The 16,428-nt window shown below is 57.8% G+C and carries 18 protein-coding genes and 1 riboswitch; of the genes, 4 read left to right on the forward strand and 14 right to left on the reverse strand.

Annotation, left to right across the window (positions count from 1 at the left end; all coding sequences use genetic code 11):
* The 6 genes from G463_RS20265 to G463_RS0112510 all read right to left on the reverse strand — a co-directional run.
* Window positions 1–231 (reverse strand): transposase (locus G463_RS20265; RefSeq protein ID WP_035487185.1); only part of this gene is annotated, 231 nt, incomplete at its 3' end.
* A gap of 71 nt (window positions 232–302) precedes the next feature.
* Window positions 303–596 (reverse strand): hypothetical protein, encoded by a 294-nt coding sequence (locus G463_RS0112490; protein ID WP_026975441.1) that lies wholly within the window; start codon window positions 594–596, stop codon window positions 303–305.
* A 186-nt stretch (window positions 597–782) separates the two neighbouring features.
* The gene (locus tag G463_RS20270) at window positions 783–1,100 is read right to left on the reverse strand and encodes a DUF190 domain-containing protein (protein ID WP_084171637.1); all 318 of its coding nucleotides are present in this window, start codon (window positions 1,098–1,100) and stop codon (window positions 783–785) included.
* On the reverse strand, window positions 1,067–1,447 hold the full coding sequence (locus G463_RS0112500; RefSeq protein WP_026975442.1) for a DUF190 domain-containing protein: 381 nt from the start codon (window positions 1,445–1,447) through the stop codon (window positions 1,067–1,069). The genes G463_RS20270 and G463_RS0112500 overlap by 34 nt, the downstream gene beginning before the upstream one ends.
* A gap of 13 nt (window positions 1,448–1,460) precedes the next feature.
* The gene (eno, locus tag G463_RS0112505) at window positions 1,461–2,753 is read right to left on the reverse strand and encodes a phosphopyruvate hydratase (RefSeq protein WP_026975443.1); all 1,293 of its coding nucleotides are present in this window, start codon (window positions 2,751–2,753) and stop codon (window positions 1,461–1,463) included.
* A 29-nt stretch (window positions 2,754–2,782) separates the two neighbouring features.
* A complete protein-coding gene (locus tag G463_RS0112510; RefSeq protein WP_026975444.1) occupies window positions 2,783–3,136 on the reverse strand; it encodes a hypothetical protein in 354 nt (117 codons plus the stop codon).
* 55 nt (window positions 3,137–3,191) lie between these two features.
* Window positions 3,192–3,254: riboswitch (Fluoride riboswitch) on the reverse strand.
* A gap of 316 nt (window positions 3,255–3,570) precedes the next feature.
* Here G463_RS0112510 and G463_RS0112515 point away from each other — a divergent pair.
* On the forward strand, window positions 3,571–5,235 hold the full coding sequence (locus G463_RS0112515) for a copper resistance protein CopC (RefSeq protein ID WP_026975445.1): 1,665 nt from the start codon (window positions 3,571–3,573) through the stop codon (window positions 5,233–5,235).
* 206 nt (window positions 5,236–5,441) lie between these two features.
* The gene (locus G463_RS0112520; RefSeq protein WP_051322268.1) at window positions 5,442–6,092 is read left to right on the forward strand and encodes a YcnI family copper-binding membrane protein; all 651 of its coding nucleotides are present in this window, start codon (window positions 5,442–5,444) and stop codon (window positions 6,090–6,092) included.
* Window positions 6,093–6,359: 267 nt separating this feature from the next.
* Here the strand turns inward: G463_RS0112520 and G463_RS0112525 are convergent, their stop codons facing one another.
* The 6 genes from G463_RS0112525 to G463_RS20275 form a co-directional block, all read right to left on the reverse strand.
* Complete coding sequence (locus tag G463_RS0112525) at window positions 6,360–6,797, reverse strand: hypothetical protein (protein WP_026975447.1); 438 nt, start codon at window positions 6,795–6,797, stop codon at window positions 6,360–6,362.
* Window positions 6,798–6,953: 156 nt separating this feature from the next.
* Window positions 6,954–8,240: a dihydrolipoamide acetyltransferase family protein gene (locus G463_RS0112530; RefSeq protein ID WP_026975448.1), complete on the reverse strand. Its 1,287-nt coding sequence runs from the start codon at window positions 8,238–8,240 to the stop codon at window positions 6,954–6,956.
* An 11-nt stretch (window positions 8,241–8,251) separates the two neighbouring features.
* On the reverse strand, window positions 8,252–9,235 hold the full coding sequence (locus tag G463_RS0112535) for an alpha-ketoacid dehydrogenase subunit beta (protein ID WP_026975449.1): 984 nt from the start codon (window positions 9,233–9,235) through the stop codon (window positions 8,252–8,254).
* Window positions 9,236–9,255: 20 nt separating this feature from the next.
* Window positions 9,256–10,173, reverse strand: a complete 918-nt coding sequence (locus G463_RS0112540) for a thiamine pyrophosphate-dependent dehydrogenase E1 component subunit alpha (protein ID WP_084171641.1) — start codon at window positions 10,171–10,173, stop codon at window positions 9,256–9,258.
* A gap of 223 nt (window positions 10,174–10,396) precedes the next feature.
* Window positions 10,397–11,959 carry a sigma-54 interaction domain-containing protein gene (locus G463_RS0112545; protein WP_026975451.1) on the reverse strand — a complete coding sequence of 521 codons (1,563 nt, stop codon included), beginning with the start codon at window positions 11,957–11,959 and terminating at the stop codon, window positions 10,397–10,399.
* A gap of 170 nt (window positions 11,960–12,129) precedes the next feature.
* Window positions 12,130–12,354 (reverse strand): YozQ family protein, encoded by a 225-nt coding sequence (locus G463_RS20275; protein WP_035487190.1) that lies wholly within the window; start codon window positions 12,352–12,354, stop codon window positions 12,130–12,132.
* Between the two features lie 186 nt (window positions 12,355–12,540).
* Between G463_RS20275 and G463_RS0112555 the strand changes: the two genes are divergently transcribed.
* On the forward strand, window positions 12,541–12,999 hold the full coding sequence (locus tag G463_RS0112555) for a GNAT family N-acetyltransferase (RefSeq protein ID WP_026975452.1): 459 nt from the start codon (window positions 12,541–12,543) through the stop codon (window positions 12,997–12,999).
* A 433-nt stretch (window positions 13,000–13,432) separates the two neighbouring features.
* Here G463_RS0112555 and G463_RS0112565 read toward each other — a convergent pair whose 3' ends face one another.
* Both G463_RS0112565 and G463_RS0112570 read right to left on the reverse strand, forming a co-directional pair.
* Window positions 13,433–14,425, reverse strand: coding sequence for an ABC transporter permease (locus G463_RS0112565; RefSeq protein WP_026975453.1), 993 nt, complete (start codon window positions 14,423–14,425; stop codon window positions 13,433–13,435).
* Window positions 14,422–15,339: an ABC transporter ATP-binding protein gene (locus tag G463_RS0112570; protein ID WP_026975454.1), complete on the reverse strand. Its 918-nt coding sequence runs from the start codon at window positions 15,337–15,339 to the stop codon at window positions 14,422–14,424. The genes G463_RS0112565 and G463_RS0112570 overlap by 4 nt, the downstream gene beginning before the upstream one ends.
* A gap of 127 nt (window positions 15,340–15,466) precedes the next feature.
* Here G463_RS0112570 and G463_RS0112575 point away from each other — a divergent pair, with 127 nt between their 5' ends.
* A complete protein-coding gene (locus tag G463_RS0112575) occupies window positions 15,467–16,315 on the forward strand; it encodes a GDSL-type esterase/lipase family protein (RefSeq protein WP_051322269.1) in 849 nt (282 codons plus the stop codon).
* The last annotated feature ends 113 nt before the right edge of the window (window positions 16,316–16,428 follow it).

Below are 16,428 nucleotides of genomic sequence, written 5' to 3' on the forward strand. Positions count from 1 at the left end.
AATCCCCGAACAGTAGGCATAAATGAGGACCTTCAGCAACATCACAGGATGATACGGCGGGTAACCCCGCAATTCCCGTTCGTACGGTTCCGTAATGGCAGAGGTATCCAGCCGGTCTACAACATCGCTGATAAACCGTGCCAAATGGTTTTCCGGCAACCACTCGTTCAAGTCCGGCGGCAGCAGGAGCAGTTGATCGTGGTTGTGACCACGGTACTTCTTTCGTGGCATGGCGAAGCCTCCTCAACGCTGTTGCCGTTAGGTTTCGCCATTGATCCGGAAATTTCCTTCTGGAAACTGACTCAAAGATTACTCGGACACGCTCCTAGGTGCATCCAGGAGGTGTTGGCGAGCGTCTGGATGGCCATCCAACTCAGTACGGTAACCGCCATTCCTTGAAACATATGGTTGTGAAGCAAGCGCCCAATGCCCGCTGGGAGCAGAATCTGTGTCAGGGCGAGCAAGATGCCGACCACAGTCAAGACGGAAGCGCGATGGGCTCCGGCCGTATGCGACAGCATCATGCCTGCTAGGAGTGCGTTATCGATGGCCACAATAACGTGAATGAGGGCCAGCGAGACGAGCGTTGTTGTCATGAGTCACCTCCACTCAAAAATGGCTCCTACCGCGCTGAACGAAACGGTAGGAGCCATCAAGTCTGAGCTATCCACGTTTCACGGCGAGCGCCATTGCCGATGCACTTGTATACCTGTTACAGTCGCGTTGTATCTATGGGGCAATTCTCAAAAATGATGAGCATGTCTGTGCATGTTCGCACGATGCTACTTCAGGACGGTCCCGCTCAGCAAAATGGCCGGACCGGACGCCGCTTGTAGCAAAGGACGAGTGGCCGCCAGGGTGGATTCCACGGTATTGGCCTCCAGAATGGCTTCCAGCACAACCGGCGGATGCTCAGAGAAGGAGAACAAATGGGCTTTGTGGATGACATGTTCTTGACCGAATCCCTCCACAGCGCGCTGCACGTCCACCCAGATGACATGGTGGTTTTTCAGTGCCTGCAACATGGCCTCGTAGAGGGGCGTATGATGGTATTTGTCGTCCTCTTTCATGTACACCTTGAGAATGTGTCCTGAAGGCATATTCGGGTCCCCTTTCCATTCGCCTGTTTCAAATCATGGACATCTGGAATCACAAGCAGACGGGAGGATTTGGGTAAATGGGTGGAGAGCTGGGCGCACATCTGCTGTATTTCTGCCTGCAATCCAAAGACCTCCATCGTAATGGGTAGGTTATTGGACGCGTACTCAAAATAGAGGTTCTGAAAGTGTCCGTGTACATCCAGCCCTTCTTCCGCGCGAAAAACGGTGATGCCGGGCGCTCCACTTTGCCAGAGGTAGCGCACGATATCCTGGTATGCCGTGCGTGCGGACCACTTTGTCCTGTCGCTTTCATAGAGACGAATCACAAGGAGTGCGCTCTTTTCCATAGGGCCTCCTCCTTCATTGTTTCTTTGACGCTTTTTGGTACACGCCTGCGGCCAATGGAGCATCCGGGAACGTTTCCTGCAGACGCAGCAATTGGTTGTACTTCGCCACGCGTTCACCGCGGGCGGGGGCACCGGCCTTCATTTGGCCAGCGGCCGTTGCCAAGGCGAAATCCGCAATGAACGCGTCGTCCGTCTCGCCGGATCGGTGAGAAACCACCGTCTTGTATTGATGTGCGCGGGCCAAACGCATGGTTTCCAAGGTTTCCGTAACGGTGCCGACCTGATTTAACTTGATGAGAATCGCGTTGGCAATTCCCTGGTCGATGCCGCGCTGAAAGATGTTGGCATGGGTCACGAAAATGTCATCACCGACACACTGAATGCCGTTTTCATTCAATGCCTTGGTATGTGTCTCCCATCCCTGCCAGTCGTATTCCGAAAGTCCGTCCTCAATGGAGACAATGGGAAACTGTTGGGCCAATTGCAGACAGTAGGCGGTCATTTCATCCGACGTCCAAGTGTGCCCCTCGAACAGGTAATGGCCATCCTGATAAAAATCATTTGCGGCAAAGTCCAAGCCCAGCGAAATCTGTGCGCCTGGAATGTAACCGGCTTGTTCAATGGCAGCCACCAGCAGTTCGAGTGCCCCCTCCGTCGTTTTTAGTTGTGGAGCAAAGCCCCCTTCGTCGCCAATGGCCACTCGAAATCCTTTCGACTCCAAGAGCAGGCGCAATGCTTGGTACGTCTCTGCACCCATGCGAATGGCATCAGAGATGGTGTCAGCACCGTGGGGAATCAACATAAATTCTTGTGTGGATACGCCTGAATCTGCGTGCTTTCCACCGTTGATGACATTCATCATGGGAACGGGAAACACGAGTTTCTCAGTCTCGTAGATACTGGCGATAGACTGAACCAACGAGCACTTCTTAGAAACCGCAGCAGCGCGGGCGAAGGCCATGGAACACCCAAGAATGGCATTCGCCCCAAGACGGTGTTTGTCCATCGTCCCATCCAAATTCGTCAAATAGCGGTCGAACGCTTCTTGACTGTCGAAATCGCACCCCTGTACAGCACGGGCGATGGTGCCCTGTACATGCTGGACCGCACCCAATACCCCTCTGCCACGGAATCGAGTTTTATCTCCGTCCCTCCATTCCACTGCTTCTTTGCTGCCAGTGGATTTTCCGGATGGGACGGATGCGCGCCCACAAGCCCCATCGGTTAACTGCAATTCCACTTCCAATGTGGGGAGGCCGCGGGAATCCAAGATTTCTCGAGCTTTCAACGCAAGTATCTTCGCCATTGCAGGTACCTCCTTGGTTAAGCATCGTTTCAAAGAGAGCGCCGAAAAGTGCGGCAACACAACCAAGCGGCAAAGCCACCGCAGAGGTTGTACAGCAGTAGAACAACCAGCCAGCCAGTCCATGTGACGGAGGATTCACGAAAGAAAATTTGCGCTATTTCGTAGCTAAGGATGTATATGTTGGACAACGGTATGCCTGCGATGGTGCCCCATTTCACGCTGTTCACCCTGCGACAAACCCAGAGGCTGCTCAGCAATAAAACCGCCGACCACAGGTACACCTGAATACTTGGTCCCAGTCGCGTGGCACTCTCCATACCTGTAAGTATGCCAATGGGCAACATCATGGCCAGCGACGAGAATACACGTTTCGACGGCGCCACCTTATGCTCTTCCTCCTTTCAAAAAGAAAGGCTCCTACGGACAAACTGATGACAGTCAACCGTAGGAGCCATTATCCTTTTCAGGCAGTTGGTGGTGAGCTCCATCACCGATGCAATTACCGACAGTATATCACAAGTTGGGCAACAAAGAACGGATTGTGGTTGAGTCGTATCCGAAGTTTTCACTGCGGTGATGGTACCCATGTTGTCAAGGCCCACGGCGTGGACGTTTGGCACCGTATACGAGACAAACCACGGCAAAAGCGTCATCCTTGTCAAACTCATGTTGAGAAGGCGTCGGTCCTAACCACCTGCTCGCCAATATGCCTGTGCTATGCTTCTCTCAGAGGCCACAAATGTCCTCTGACTCGGAGGAGTATTGGGGACGGAGGTGAGACGGCATCGTGCAGGTTGTATCGCGCAGGATGGGGTGGTTGACTGGAATTGTTTTCGGGCTATTCGTGGTCTTTACCGGTCTCTTGCTGGAGCAACCGGTGGCCTTTGCCCACGCCTTCATCGTACAATCCACGCCCACGGACAACCAAGTCTTGCAACAGTCGCCGCACCTGGTGGAAATCACGTTTGACGAGCCGGTCCAAACGGTGTTTGGCGGATTGACCGTCACCAATGACAGCGGGCTCCGCGTGGATAATGGAGACGCGCATCTGCAGGCGGACAACCCGCGCATCTTGGAGTGCACCTTGAAGTCGGGCTTGCCCGATGGGGTGTACCAAGTGCAATGGCGCGTGATTTCTGCAGACGGGCATCCGGTCTCTGGCATCATCCCGTTCCGTGTCGGAACGGGGACGTCAGCGGCAGGCGCGGTGACACAAAACAGTGGCTACACCCCGGGGGTGGACATGCTGCTCATCCGCTCTCTGTTTCTGCTTGGTCTGATGTTGGTTCAGGGCGGGCTCTTGTTTTGGCGCTTCGTGTTGGCACCGTCGCTGCGCGCCACCTGGTTGAAACCGCTGACGGCGGCGGTGGCTTGGCTCGGTGGCGGGTTAGTGCTGGTTGGCAGTTTGCTGGCGCTGCCGTTGCAGACGACCATTGACGCGGGGGTCCCGTGGGCGCAGGCTTTCTCCCCGCCGCTGTGGGACAGGGTATTGTTCTATTCGCAGTTCGGACTTCCCTGGGTGACTCAATGCGTGGTGGCACTGGTGCAATTGCTGTTGCTAAAACGCTTGTACGACCACCCGCGGCAGGCGGGGGGCACGGTCTTTGCAATCTTTGGCGCTGGCGCCGTCCTGGCTTGGACGCGCAGTGTGGACGGGCATGCGACGGGCACCTCCGCACCAGGGGTGTCGGTGCTGCTGGACATGGTACACATTGGGGCGGCAAGCCTCTGGGTGGGCGGCCTGGCGACGCTGGTGGTGGCGCTGTGGCTGCTGCCGGGGCGGCTGCCGGATGCGCGGGCGCAGGCCAGGACACTGTTGCTCCGGTTTGGTCTGGCTGCGGTGGGGGCCGTGGTGATCCTGGCCCTCACGGGATTATGGAGTGCGCTCCAGAACATTCCCACCTGGTCCTCGCTCTTCCATACAACGTACGGGCAGACCCTGCTGCTGAAACTGGGGTTTGTAGCCGCCATATTGCTGTTGGCGCTGGTACAGCGCTTGGCTCTCTGGCGAAACTGGCGTTTTGCCGAGCGAGGCGGGCGCCGTTGGCTGCTCTTGGCGGAAGCGTTGCTGGCTGTGGCCGTCATTGTGGACACGTCGCGACTGACCAATCTGCCCACTGCCCGCGCCAATCCGGGGCCTGTGAAGGTGCAGAAGACGCTGGGCACAGGATCGGACAGACTTCATGCCACCCTGCTCATTACGCCCAACCGGGTCGGGCAAAACGAGTACCAGGTTCGGCTCACCGATGCCAACGGGCGCGCTTTCAGCCAGGTGCAGCAGGTTACACTCACGTTCCTGATGACGTCGATGCAGATGGGCAATGACACGGTCCGGTTGCGCCCGGTACAGGCAGGAGTGTACGCGGCCTCTGGGCTGGAGTTGACGATGGCAGGTACGTGGCGAGTGCACATGGACATCTTGTGCAATGACTTGACGGAAGAGACGGCAGACTGGCGCATTGTGGTTGGCTCCCTGTCATAACATTGGGAATCTAGCGAAGCCGACGCTGCATCCCATGGGGGTACGGCGTCACAGTTCTTTCAAGAAAATAGCTCCATTTTGTCACAGAACATGCGCCGAATTTGCGGATATCAAGTGGATATGCGTAAATTCGCGAGTTGTGGTGACATGCCGCGCTTGGCGCGCGGCATCGCATTACACAGTGAATGGGAAAGAGGGACGAAATCATGAAGGGGAAGCATACACTGGCCATGTTTGGCACCGCGGCGGCGGTGATGATTGGCTTTGCGCCGATGGCGAGCGCGCACGTCACCGTCTGGCCGAAGCAGTCGACGGTGGGGGCCTGGGAGAAGTACACGGTGCGGGTACCGACGGAAAAGGAGATTCCCACCGTCAAAGTCGTGCTCAAGATGCCCAAAGGCATCACTTTCGAGCAGTACGAAGCCGTGCCCGGATGGACCGTTGCAGAGCAAAAGGACAGCCAGGGTCAGGTGATCAGCGTGACCTGGACTGCTATCGCAGGCGGCATCGCGCCCGGACAGTTCGCCGAATTTTCATTCATCGCGGCGAACCCGAAGACTCCGGAGGCGGCCGCTTGGGACGCTTTCCAATATTACAAGGATGGCTCGATTGTGGAGTGGACGGGTGCGCCTTCGTCCCAGACGCCGCATTCCATCACCCAGATTTTGTCGAGCACGTCGGGATCGGACAGTAACAGTGCTGCGCCGACGACGAATGCGACGGGTGCTTCGACGGCAACGAACACGTCTCCGTCCACCACGTCTGGGGGCAACAGCCGGACTGCACTGGCACTCTCCATCGTGGCGTTGGTCGTGGCGCTGGTGTCACTGGCGCGGTCTGTGTGGCGGAAGCGATAAGCGGCTCTGTCACATTTCAAAAACATCCGTGGGCATCCGCAGTAGATTTGTGATATAATTAAATATTTAGACTAAATATAATTATTGAAACGAAGGCGGGAGAAGGGCTGCCCTGAAGGCACAGAGAATGCTCAAAGCAACAACCACCCAAAACGGGACCCATCCTCCGTCTTACGATGGGTTTTGGAACAACACCCGCAGCACAAAAACGGCGCAGGGTTTTCCCTGCGCCGAGTCCTCACAGTCTCCGTGCAATCGTTCGCTGTTCTAAAACTCCACGTCGCCAATGATGGAATCCCCGCAATCCCGACAGATGTACGTCTGGGACGCGCCAAACTGGTCGTACGTGTTCACGAGGAAAAACTCCCCCGTCGGATCGAAATCCGCCGCGGAAACAACGCCTTCCATTCGGCACGCTTTGTTCAACGCGTAGAATTCCACCTTCTGCCCTTGGCGCACGCGGGCTCTGCGGATGGGTTTGGTTGCCAGGGCCGTGTTCGACTGGGCACGAGAGCCGAGGAGCTTGGTGCGGACCCGCTCCATCACTTCCTGCCGATACATCTGTCCCTGCTCGAGAATTCGGGTCTCCCACCGTTGGCGCATGACCGGATCTCGGACGATTCCCGTCCATTTCCGCACCTTTCTCCCCACTTTCTCCTTGCCGGAGTAGACAATCCCGAACGTCAAGTCTCCCAAACGCTTCACGCAGCCCACCTCCTGAGTTGCCACGGGGTCAGGTGAGAAGACTTATCCTTTCTTCATTGTAGTCAATTCTGCGCAAAACTCTCCAGCACTCGTCTGAATTTTTATTCTAGCGTTGGAGCGAAACGCGCCCTGTTCCACGCGCCGACGTGGTTCGCGCTACACCAAGAGGCGCGACGGCTGCTCCAGAACGGTCTTGAGCTCCGTCAGGAACGCCGCCGCCGGCGCGCCGTCCAACGCCCTGTGGTCAAAGGATAAGCTCAGCGCCATCATCGGTCGCAGCACGATTTGTCCATTCCGGCCGACCGGACGCTCCATCATTCGACCCACCCCCAGGATGGCGGTTTCCGGCGCATTGATGATGGGCGTGAACGCGTCCACCGCATACATCCCCAAGTTGCTGACGGTAAATGTGCTCCCCGATATTTCATCGGGAGACAGACGCTGCGCACGAGCCCGGCGCGCCAAGTCTTTCAACAGCCTGGTCAGATCCGCCAGTCCTTTTTCATCCGCGTCCCGAACAACGGGAACCATCAGGCCGGCCTCGGTGTCGACAGCCACCCCGACGTGCACGCGCTGGTGCAAAACCATGTGATCCTCCCGCATCCACGCGTTGACCGAAGGGTGTTTGCGCAGGGCATGGGCCACCCCTTTCACAATGATCTCGGTGTACGACAGACGCTCCCCGGTTTCCGCCTGAATGACCGGCAACAGCGTCTCCCGCAGATGAACGACTTCCCCCATGTCCACCTCCGTCACCAGTGTCACGTGCGGTGCGGTGAAGGCGCTTTGCGACATCCGGTCTCCAATCACTCTGCGAATCCCCTGAATGTGGACCACCTGCGCGTCGGACAGATCTGACGAAGACCGCAAGGCATCGGACCTGAGTGGCGGGTTCGCTGGCTTGGCTGGAGGTTTCACGGAAGGACTCGTTTCCGCAACGGGCGCCGATGTCACTTGGCCCTGGTTGCGTACAAACGCGTCCACATCTCGACGATAGATTCGTCGGTCCTTGAGCCCGCTGGCAAGCGCATGCAGATTCACCCCGTATTTTCGCGCCGCGGCTCTTGCAGCCGGCGTTGCCCTGACCTTGCCCGGGACTGCCGAGACTCCGTCCGCAGTGCCGCCAACTTCCGAAGTCGCGCTGTCCGATGCGTTGTTCCCCGGCTGTTGCGCCAGCGGAACGGGGTGGTCCGGGATTGGCTCGCCGGGACTGCCGATATAGGCAATCACTTGGTTCACCGGAACAACATCATCTATCTCATAGTACTTTTTCAACAGGACACCCGATTCATACGATTCCACTTCGATGTTGATTTTGTCTGTCATCACTTCCAGCAGCGGTTCCCCTTTTTCGACCGGATCTCCCTCTTGTTTGAACCACTGCAGAATGGTGCCAGTTTCTTGCGTCATGCCGAGCTTCGGCATCAATACCTCTTTGGCCATCTTCTCACCCCTCACGAATACGCGAGCGTTCTCTTCACGGCCTCAACAATATCGGGGACCTGAGGAACCGCGTGCTTTTCCAGCTCTGGATTGTAGGGGATGGGCACAGGCAGTCCTCCGAGGCGAACGATGGGCGCATCGAGGTAGTCGAAGGCCTCGCTCTCGGCAATCACACTGACAATCTCCGCACCGAATCCGCCTCGTTTCACCGCCTCGTACACCACCACCAGACGCCCGGTCTTCTTGACCGATTGAACCAGTGTCTCCTCATCCAGCGGAACCAGAGTGCGCGGATCCACCACTTCCACGTCAATCCCGTCCTGTTCCAACAGCCGCGCGGCTTCCAGCGCCTTGTGGACCATGATGGAGGTCGCCACCACCGTCACGTCCTTGCCTTCCCGCTTCACGTCGGCCTGTCCCAGTGGAATGCTGTACAACGATTCTGGAACGTGGCACTTCGTTCGATAGAGCAGCTTGTGTTCGTAGAAAATCACTGGATTGTCATCGTCCACCGCCGCCTTGAGCAGCCCTTTCGCATCGTATGCCGTTGACGGCTGCACCACTTTCAAGCCAGGGATGTGAGCCATCCACGCTTCCAAACTTTGCGAGTGCTGCGCGGCCGCCCCCGTACCAGATCCGCCGGGGGTTCGCACGACCATCGGCACCTTCGCCTTCCCGCCGAACATGTAGCGCAGCTTGGCGGCCTGGTTCACAATTTGATCGGTCGCGATGGTGATGAAATCGGAAAACTGCAGTTCCAGAATCGGACGCATTCCCGTCAACGCCGCGCCCACCGCGCAACCGGCGATGGCCGATTCGGAAATCGGGGTGTTGCGAATCCGCTCGCTCCCAAACTCTTCAATCATGCCGCGCGTGACACCGAACGCCCCGCCGTATACCCCGATGTCTTCCCCCATGACAAACACGTCGTCGCTTTCCCGCATCATTTGGCTCATCGCTTCGCGAATCGCCTCTTGATATGTGATCTCCCTCATGACTGCCACACCGTCCTCACCTATGCGTAGACATCGTCGAGAATGGATTCCAAAGCCGGCATGGGACTGCTTTCGGCATACGCCACCGCATCCTCGATTTCCCGGGCGGCTTCGCGCTCAATCTCGTCCATGGTGCCCACGTCCAGCAAACCTTCCTCAAGCAACAGTGCGCGAAAGCGAGCAATCGGATCCCGGGCCCGCCACGCCTGCTCTTCTTCCCGCGTCCTGTACTTGCGCGCGTCGCTCTTGGAGTGGCCCTTCCAGCGATACGTCTTCGCCTCAATCAAGGTGGGGCCGTGTCCGTCGCGCGCCCGCTGCACGGCGGTTTCTACGGTATCCATCACCTGTACAATGTCATTCCCATCGATAACTGCGCCGGGAATCCCGTACGCCTTCGCCCGATCCGCAATATTCTCGATGTTGAACATCTCCTTGACGGATCCGGACATTCCGTACTGGTTGTTTTCACAAAAGAACACCACGGGAAGTTTCCAAATGGACGCGAGGTTCAATCCCTCATGAAAACTTCCTTCGTTCGCCGCGCCGTCCCCGAAGAAGCACAGCACCACATAGCCCAACTGTTTCATTTTCGATGTCAGCGCGGCGCCGGTTGCCAGCGGAATTCCGCCGCCCACAATGCCGTTGGCCCCGAGATTCCCCTTCTCCAGATCCGCAATGTGCATGGAGCCGCCCTTGCCCTTGCAGTATCCCGTCTCCCGGCCAAACAGCTCCGCCATCATGCGCTTCGGATCCGCGCCTTTGGCGATGCAATGCCCGTGGCCGCGGTGTGTGCTGGTGATTTTGTCCATCGGCCGCAAAACGGCACACGCCCCCACCGCAGTCGCCTCTTGCCCCACGCACAGGTGCGTGGTGCCGTGGATCAGGCCGCGCGCGAAGAACTCGTCTACCTTTTCGTCAAAGAATCGAACCAGCCACATTTGATGCAACAGATGGACCGCCTCGTCGCGCGTCAACTTCAATGTGGATTGCGTGATGTTCGGCACCGGTCTTCCCCCCTGACGGCCGTCATGGAATCGTCCAAGCCACCGTTTATTTTAGTTCCATTACGTAACATATGCTACTTTGTTCAGTCTATTTCGTCAACATCTGCCCCTGGAATGCTGCGCAGCCCAACATGAACGCGTCAAAAAAGCAACTCGGTTACACCCCGAGTTGCTTCAGTCGATACTGGAGGGTTTGCCGCGGTATGCCCAACCGTTCCGCCGCGGCTTTGACGTTGCCCGATGCCCCCGCCAGGGCACGTTGTAACACCATTCGCTCAAACACGGCCTGCATGCCTCGCCACGACACGTCCACAGGCGGCGTGGACCAGAGCCCTTGCCAAAATCGACTCATACCGGCCCGTTCAAGCGCCAGTACCCATTCCGCTTCGGACATGGCTTCTGGCACAGGCGCTCGCGCTGCGGTATCGGCTTCCGCCGCCAACGTGACCGGCTGGAGGTGGCGACGAAGTGCAAAGTCGCGTATGGGACCCGGCAGTGCATCCGCATCAAGCCAACCCGAAGGAACCAGGTTCAGCGCCGCCTCAATGGCGTTCTCCAATTCCCGTACATTTCCCGGCCAAGGATACGCCTCGAGCAATTGCCAAGCGGCGGGTGTAAGCCCTTCGACAGCGGTGCCCAACTGCTGGTTCCACTTGTCGAGAAAATGCCGTACGAGCATCCGGACATCGCCTCGTCGCTCGCGCAGCGGCGGAATATCCAGGCGCACCACGTTGACTCGGTAGTACAGGTCGGCCCGCAGCATCCCACGCTCCACGGCCGTTTCCGGCAGCACGTTCATGGCCGCCACCACGCGGACCTTGACCCGCCGCACGCGAGTGTCCCCCACCCGCATCAACTCGCCTTCCTGCAAGACCCGCAGCAGTTTCGCCTGCAGTTCCAACGGCATGGACTGGATTTCATCCAAGAACAGTGTCCCTTCGTCCGCCAGTTCAAACAGGCCCGGTCTATCCTCCGCTCCCGTGAAACTGCCGCGCACCGTCCCGAACAGAATCCCCTCCAGCAGCGATCCCGGCAGTGCAGCACAATTCAGCGCCAAAAACGGGGCCTGTCGCCGAGGGCCTTCGTTGTGAATGGCCTGAACCAACAATTCCTTGCCCGTCCCCGTCTCCCCAAAAACCAGGATGGGAGACATCGTCTCCGCCGCTCGTTGCGCCCGCTGAAGCAATTGCTGCATGCGCGGATCTTCAGTGAGAATGTGCGCAAACCGATACAACGCGGTCGAATGTTCGGCAGCCGGCTTGACGCGCCGGGAGGTCATTCCGAATCCTGCGGTTCGGCGCCGGTCATCCGCCACCTGCGCCTGCAGGGCCAGCACCTGCTCCGCCAGCCGCCGAACCTGCGTCAAATCTTTCGCCACTTCCAGCGCCCCCACCACGTTGCCAGCAGACAAGATGGGCAGCGTGGTGTTCACCGTGTGCACTTTCACACCGAGGTAATTGGTATATACCTGAGCCTGGTTGTGAATGGCCTTGCCCGTTTTCAACACCTGCAGCAGCGTGCTGGTGTCCACGGCCAATGACGGAAACGCGTCCAGCACATGCTTCCCAATCACGTCGGCGGGCGACAGGCCATCCAATCGGGCCGCCGCCCGATTGTAGAAGATGGTGTGCCCCTTCGCGTCCACCGCGTGAATCCCCTCATCAATGGTGTCCAATATGGCAATCAACCATTGTTCCTGTCCGTCCCATGCTTGCTGCACCCGCCCCCCTCCTTGATGCGTACCTCGTTAGACATTCTTCCTACAAAAAATATACGCGAAATACAGAATTGTTTGCTGAATATTCGGCACAAAGCTAGCGCGCTTCCTGCTTCCTAAACACCAAAAAGAGCTGTCCTCTCGATGGGACAGCTCTTCCCGTGCCGCGCTGTTCATGCCTCGGATTCGCCCGGAACCGCCTCACGGCCCCCTGCAGCTTTGCGGGGGACGCCGCCCTCGGCAAACAAGATCCCGTCACTCGTGCCCGCCATGTACACATCGCTCACCTGCTCGCGGGTCACCGCCAATCCATCGGACAGTTCCGAAGCGTCGTCGTGGTCCTGATTGGGGAACTTGGGGACCGAAAGTTTGGATGCATCGGGTTCCTTCGGGATCATACCGCACACCTCCACCGCATCTCTTGAGTTTGGGGCCTTTGCCTCGGCTTAAGGTTGCCAATCCACCGCAAAAACATGCTGTCCGCGAACGTCGAAGACTGGTATCCTATCCCTGTCGTGTGGCAGCCCTTGCCGGCGGAACATGCGAAGATCCCGATTTTGGTCGAAAGGAGAGGCGATGGGTATATGGAGATTCGACAAGACGACGCAAGCGGAGCGCAGGTGGTTCAGTTGGTGCAGCAGCACCTTCAGGAGATGGCGCAGCACTCCCCGCCGGAGAGTGTCCATGCGTTGAATTTGTCATCCCTTCAAAAGCCGGACATTACGTTCTGGACCGCCTGGGAAGGGGAGGAACTGCTGGGTTGCGGTGCGCTGAAGGAGCTGAGCCCGTGGCACGGCGAGGTCAAATCCATGCGAACCGCGACCGCGCATTTGCGTAAGGGCGTTGCCAAGCGTATGCTTGAGCACATCATCCAGGAAGCCAGGCGGCGCGGTTATCAACGACTGAGCTTGGAGACCGGCTCAATGGCCGCCTTCGAGCCAGCCCGGAGACTGTATCAAAGCTTTGGATTTGAATTCTGTCCTCCCTTCGCGGACTATGTCGAAGATCCAAACAGCGTGTTTATGACCAAAGTACTGTCATGAGCCTCAGCCCTGCTCCAACCACCAAACACAAGCTCACGGACGATTTTGAATGGGTTGTATGCACACACAAGGACAAGGTGGCATTGATGAAAGACCAGCATTGAGAGTCCATTTCATACTCCTCATTGCTGGTTTCAAACCCACCTCAGCAAGCGATAAAGATGATCAAGTCAAACACTTGTTCTAGGTCAAGCAACTTACTGAATAGAAGCGCAACAATTGCGGCAAGTGTCGACGAGCAAATGGACACTATGAAATCCAAGACCACAGATTTCCCAATGTTCGCCAACATCGCCTGTCCCCCCAGACTGTAGCCAGATCAAGTACACACTCACCGTGATGTGTTTGCTCGGATTCACATATCTTGAGAAACCATTGATTCTTGGGCTGAAGCAGCCCGCATGCAGAACGGGCCGCAAGATGCGGGCAAACATCACCCCATGATGTCCCTCCGTGTGAACACCAGGAAACTAACGACAATTGCCAATGCTGCCCAAATCAGCAGCACGCACAACGAAAAGGAGAATGTCATTCCGGCCAGCGGCGGTGGACTGCCGTTCAAATAACCGCTCAACTGCAGATTCACTACGGGCAGGTACTTTGCGGCCGTCCAACTGGTGGCGAGCGTGGTGAGCAGCGTGCCGGCAATCAGCGCCGCCATCATGATGCCCATGCTCGACGCGGTGGATTGCACCAGGGTGGAGACCATGAAGGACAGACAGGCGATACAGAGGCAGACGAAGAATCCCAATCCGAACGTCATGCAGAGGTACTTCCATTGAGGCACTGTGTACACGTGCCCCACGTCCACCGTTCCGGACGCCGTGGTGTGAAAGCCCATCAAAACGGGAAGTCCCCAACCCTGATACCCAAAGAACAGCCCCGAAATCAGATAGGACGACACCGCGATGGCGGAAAGCAACAGCGCCACCAGCAAAACGAGCGCCACGAGCTTGCTCGCGAGCACCTTTGCCCGCGATACGCCGCGCGTGAGCAGCATTTTGATGGTGCCGCCGCTGAGTTCGGACGAAACCATGTCCGAGGCAATGACAATCACAAACAGGGGGACCAAGAGCGTGATGCCTTCATCCATGAACGTCTTCATGAAACTCGGAGCACCTGGAGCGTATGGGTTGATGTCGTGCGCCAGTTCGTACTGGCCCTCCTGGATGGTGGCCTGAAGCCCGGCCTTTTCGGCTGCGCTCAACAAGGGACTGCGCAGGCGGTTGGTGGCTTCGGTGATTTGATGCTGCAGTCGGACATGCCAGTCGGCGGTGCCCAATTGCCGGGCCAACGTGTTCGCCGCCTGCTTTTCCGCATATGAAAACACCGCCATGAGTGCGAACAATATCAATAAAACCACCTGGAAGCGGCGTTTGCGCAGCATTTTCATCACTTCGTTGGCAATCAAATGCGCAAAAATCACGCCAGCCCACCTCCGGTTGTCTGCAGAAACACATCCTCCAAGCTGGCCCTTTGGCGCGCCACCTCAAACAGTTTGCAGCCCCTCTCCGCGAGTTCCAGGGTCGCCGCGGAAACCTGCTCGTCGGACATCGTGCAGCGGACACCGCCCTCCACCCGGGTGAGCCGTCCATCCGTGGCGTGCCGACACAGTATCGGCCAAGCCACATCCAGGGGCTCCACCCGCCAGATCACGTCTGTGGAGGCTTCCGCCACCAACGTCCGGATGTCTCCCGTTCGGATGACCCGCCCATCCCGAATGATGGCCACGCGATCACAGAGCAATTCCATTTCAGCGAGCAGATGGCTGCTGATGAAGATGCTGAGCCCCTGGGCGGCAAGGGTGCGAAGAAACGCGCGCAGTTCGTGGATCCCCGCCGGATCGAGCCCATTGGTCGGCTCATCCAGAATGAGCAGGCGCGGATTGCCGAGCAAAGCCTGAGCAATACCCAGGCGCTGACGCATGCCGAGCGAGTAGGTGCGCACTTTGTCATGCAGCCGGTCGGAGAGCCGGACGCGTTCCGCCACTTCCGCAATCCGAGCCACCGCGTGCGGCCCCTGCATCCAGGCCAGTTGGTACAGATTCTCATACCCCGTCAGATAAGGATACAGGTCGGGATTTTCAACGATGCAGCCCACCTGCCGCAGGGCCTCTTGCGGATTGGATTGGAGGTTGTGGCCGGAGATCCGGATGATACCGGCGGTGGGCCGAATCAGCCCCACCAGCATGCGGATGGTGGTCGTTTTCCCTGCTCCATTGGGGCCGAGAAACCCAAAAATCTCTCCCTCGCCCACTTCGAACGACACATCTTTGACAATCAGTCGGCCGCGGACGCGCTTTTGCAGTCCGGTAACGCTCAGCACAGGTTCCCCCACCATCATTCACCTTTCCCCTGTAACGCCATGGCTCCGGTGCCGTGGATGCACTGCAGGTGCAGACCGGAGGCAACATTCTGAAAAGTATCCCTCTGTATAGTACACTTACTTGTCGAAGGGAGGAAATGTCATGCGTGCGAAACACCGTTCACCCGCGGTATCGGAACGGTCTCTCCCCAAACGCGCAACTCGGCGGACCCACCGGTGGATTCTCGGGTTCAGCGCGGCAGCCACCGCACTCCTCGCAGGCTGTTTTTTCTACGGGTTGTACGCCGGACTGGGCGGACGGACCGGCGGCGGAACACCGCAAGCCGCGCCGCTGAGCACATCTCCCGCAGCGAATCCATCCGCCCAGAAGAAAACCGTGCACCTGGTGGCGCTGGGGGACTCCCTGGCGCACGGATACGGGGACGCTTCCGGAATGGGGTTTGTGGGGGACGTCAGTCAGCAATTCCGTCGGCAGGGCGATTCGGTCATTCAATCCAATTTGGGCATAGACGGCCTGACCTCGAGTGGATTGTTGACGGAGTTGCAACAGCCGGCTGTCCGACGCCTGCTGCCCGCCGCCGACATCATCCTCGTCTCCATTGGCGGAAACGACCTCAACGACGCCGCCGGACTGCCAACCCTTCACACGGCACAAATCGCCGTGGCACAGCGGCAATTTGAAACCAACTTGACGCGAATTCTGACCCAAATTCAAACCATCAACCCGACCGCCCCCATCCTGCTCGTCGGGTTATACAATCCGTATCAGGACATCGCCAGCGTGCGAGTGCAAACCGATACCATCGTGCAAGATTGGGACACGCGAGAAGCGTCCATCGCGTCCAAGTTCCCTCACACAGTGGTGGTTCAGACGTTTGACCTGTTCGCGCTGCATGGCTCGTCGTACCTCTACGTGGATCACTTTCACCCGAATCAGGCGGGATATCAACGAATCGCGGATCGCATCTGGCAGGATTTGCAGGGAGGCTGAGACATGGGTGCAGTCTCCCAGAAATGCCTCTGTGTAAGCGGTTGATTAATTTGTCTATACAAGTTATGATTTATGTCGAAACTTGTATATACAAGCATGAAAGCGTTTGTTCC

This window comes from Alicyclobacillus contaminans DSM 17975 (genome assembly GCF_000429525.1).
In the GTDB taxonomy this organism is placed as follows: Bacteria; Bacillota; Bacilli; order Alicyclobacillales; family Alicyclobacillaceae; genus Alicyclobacillus_A; species Alicyclobacillus_A contaminans.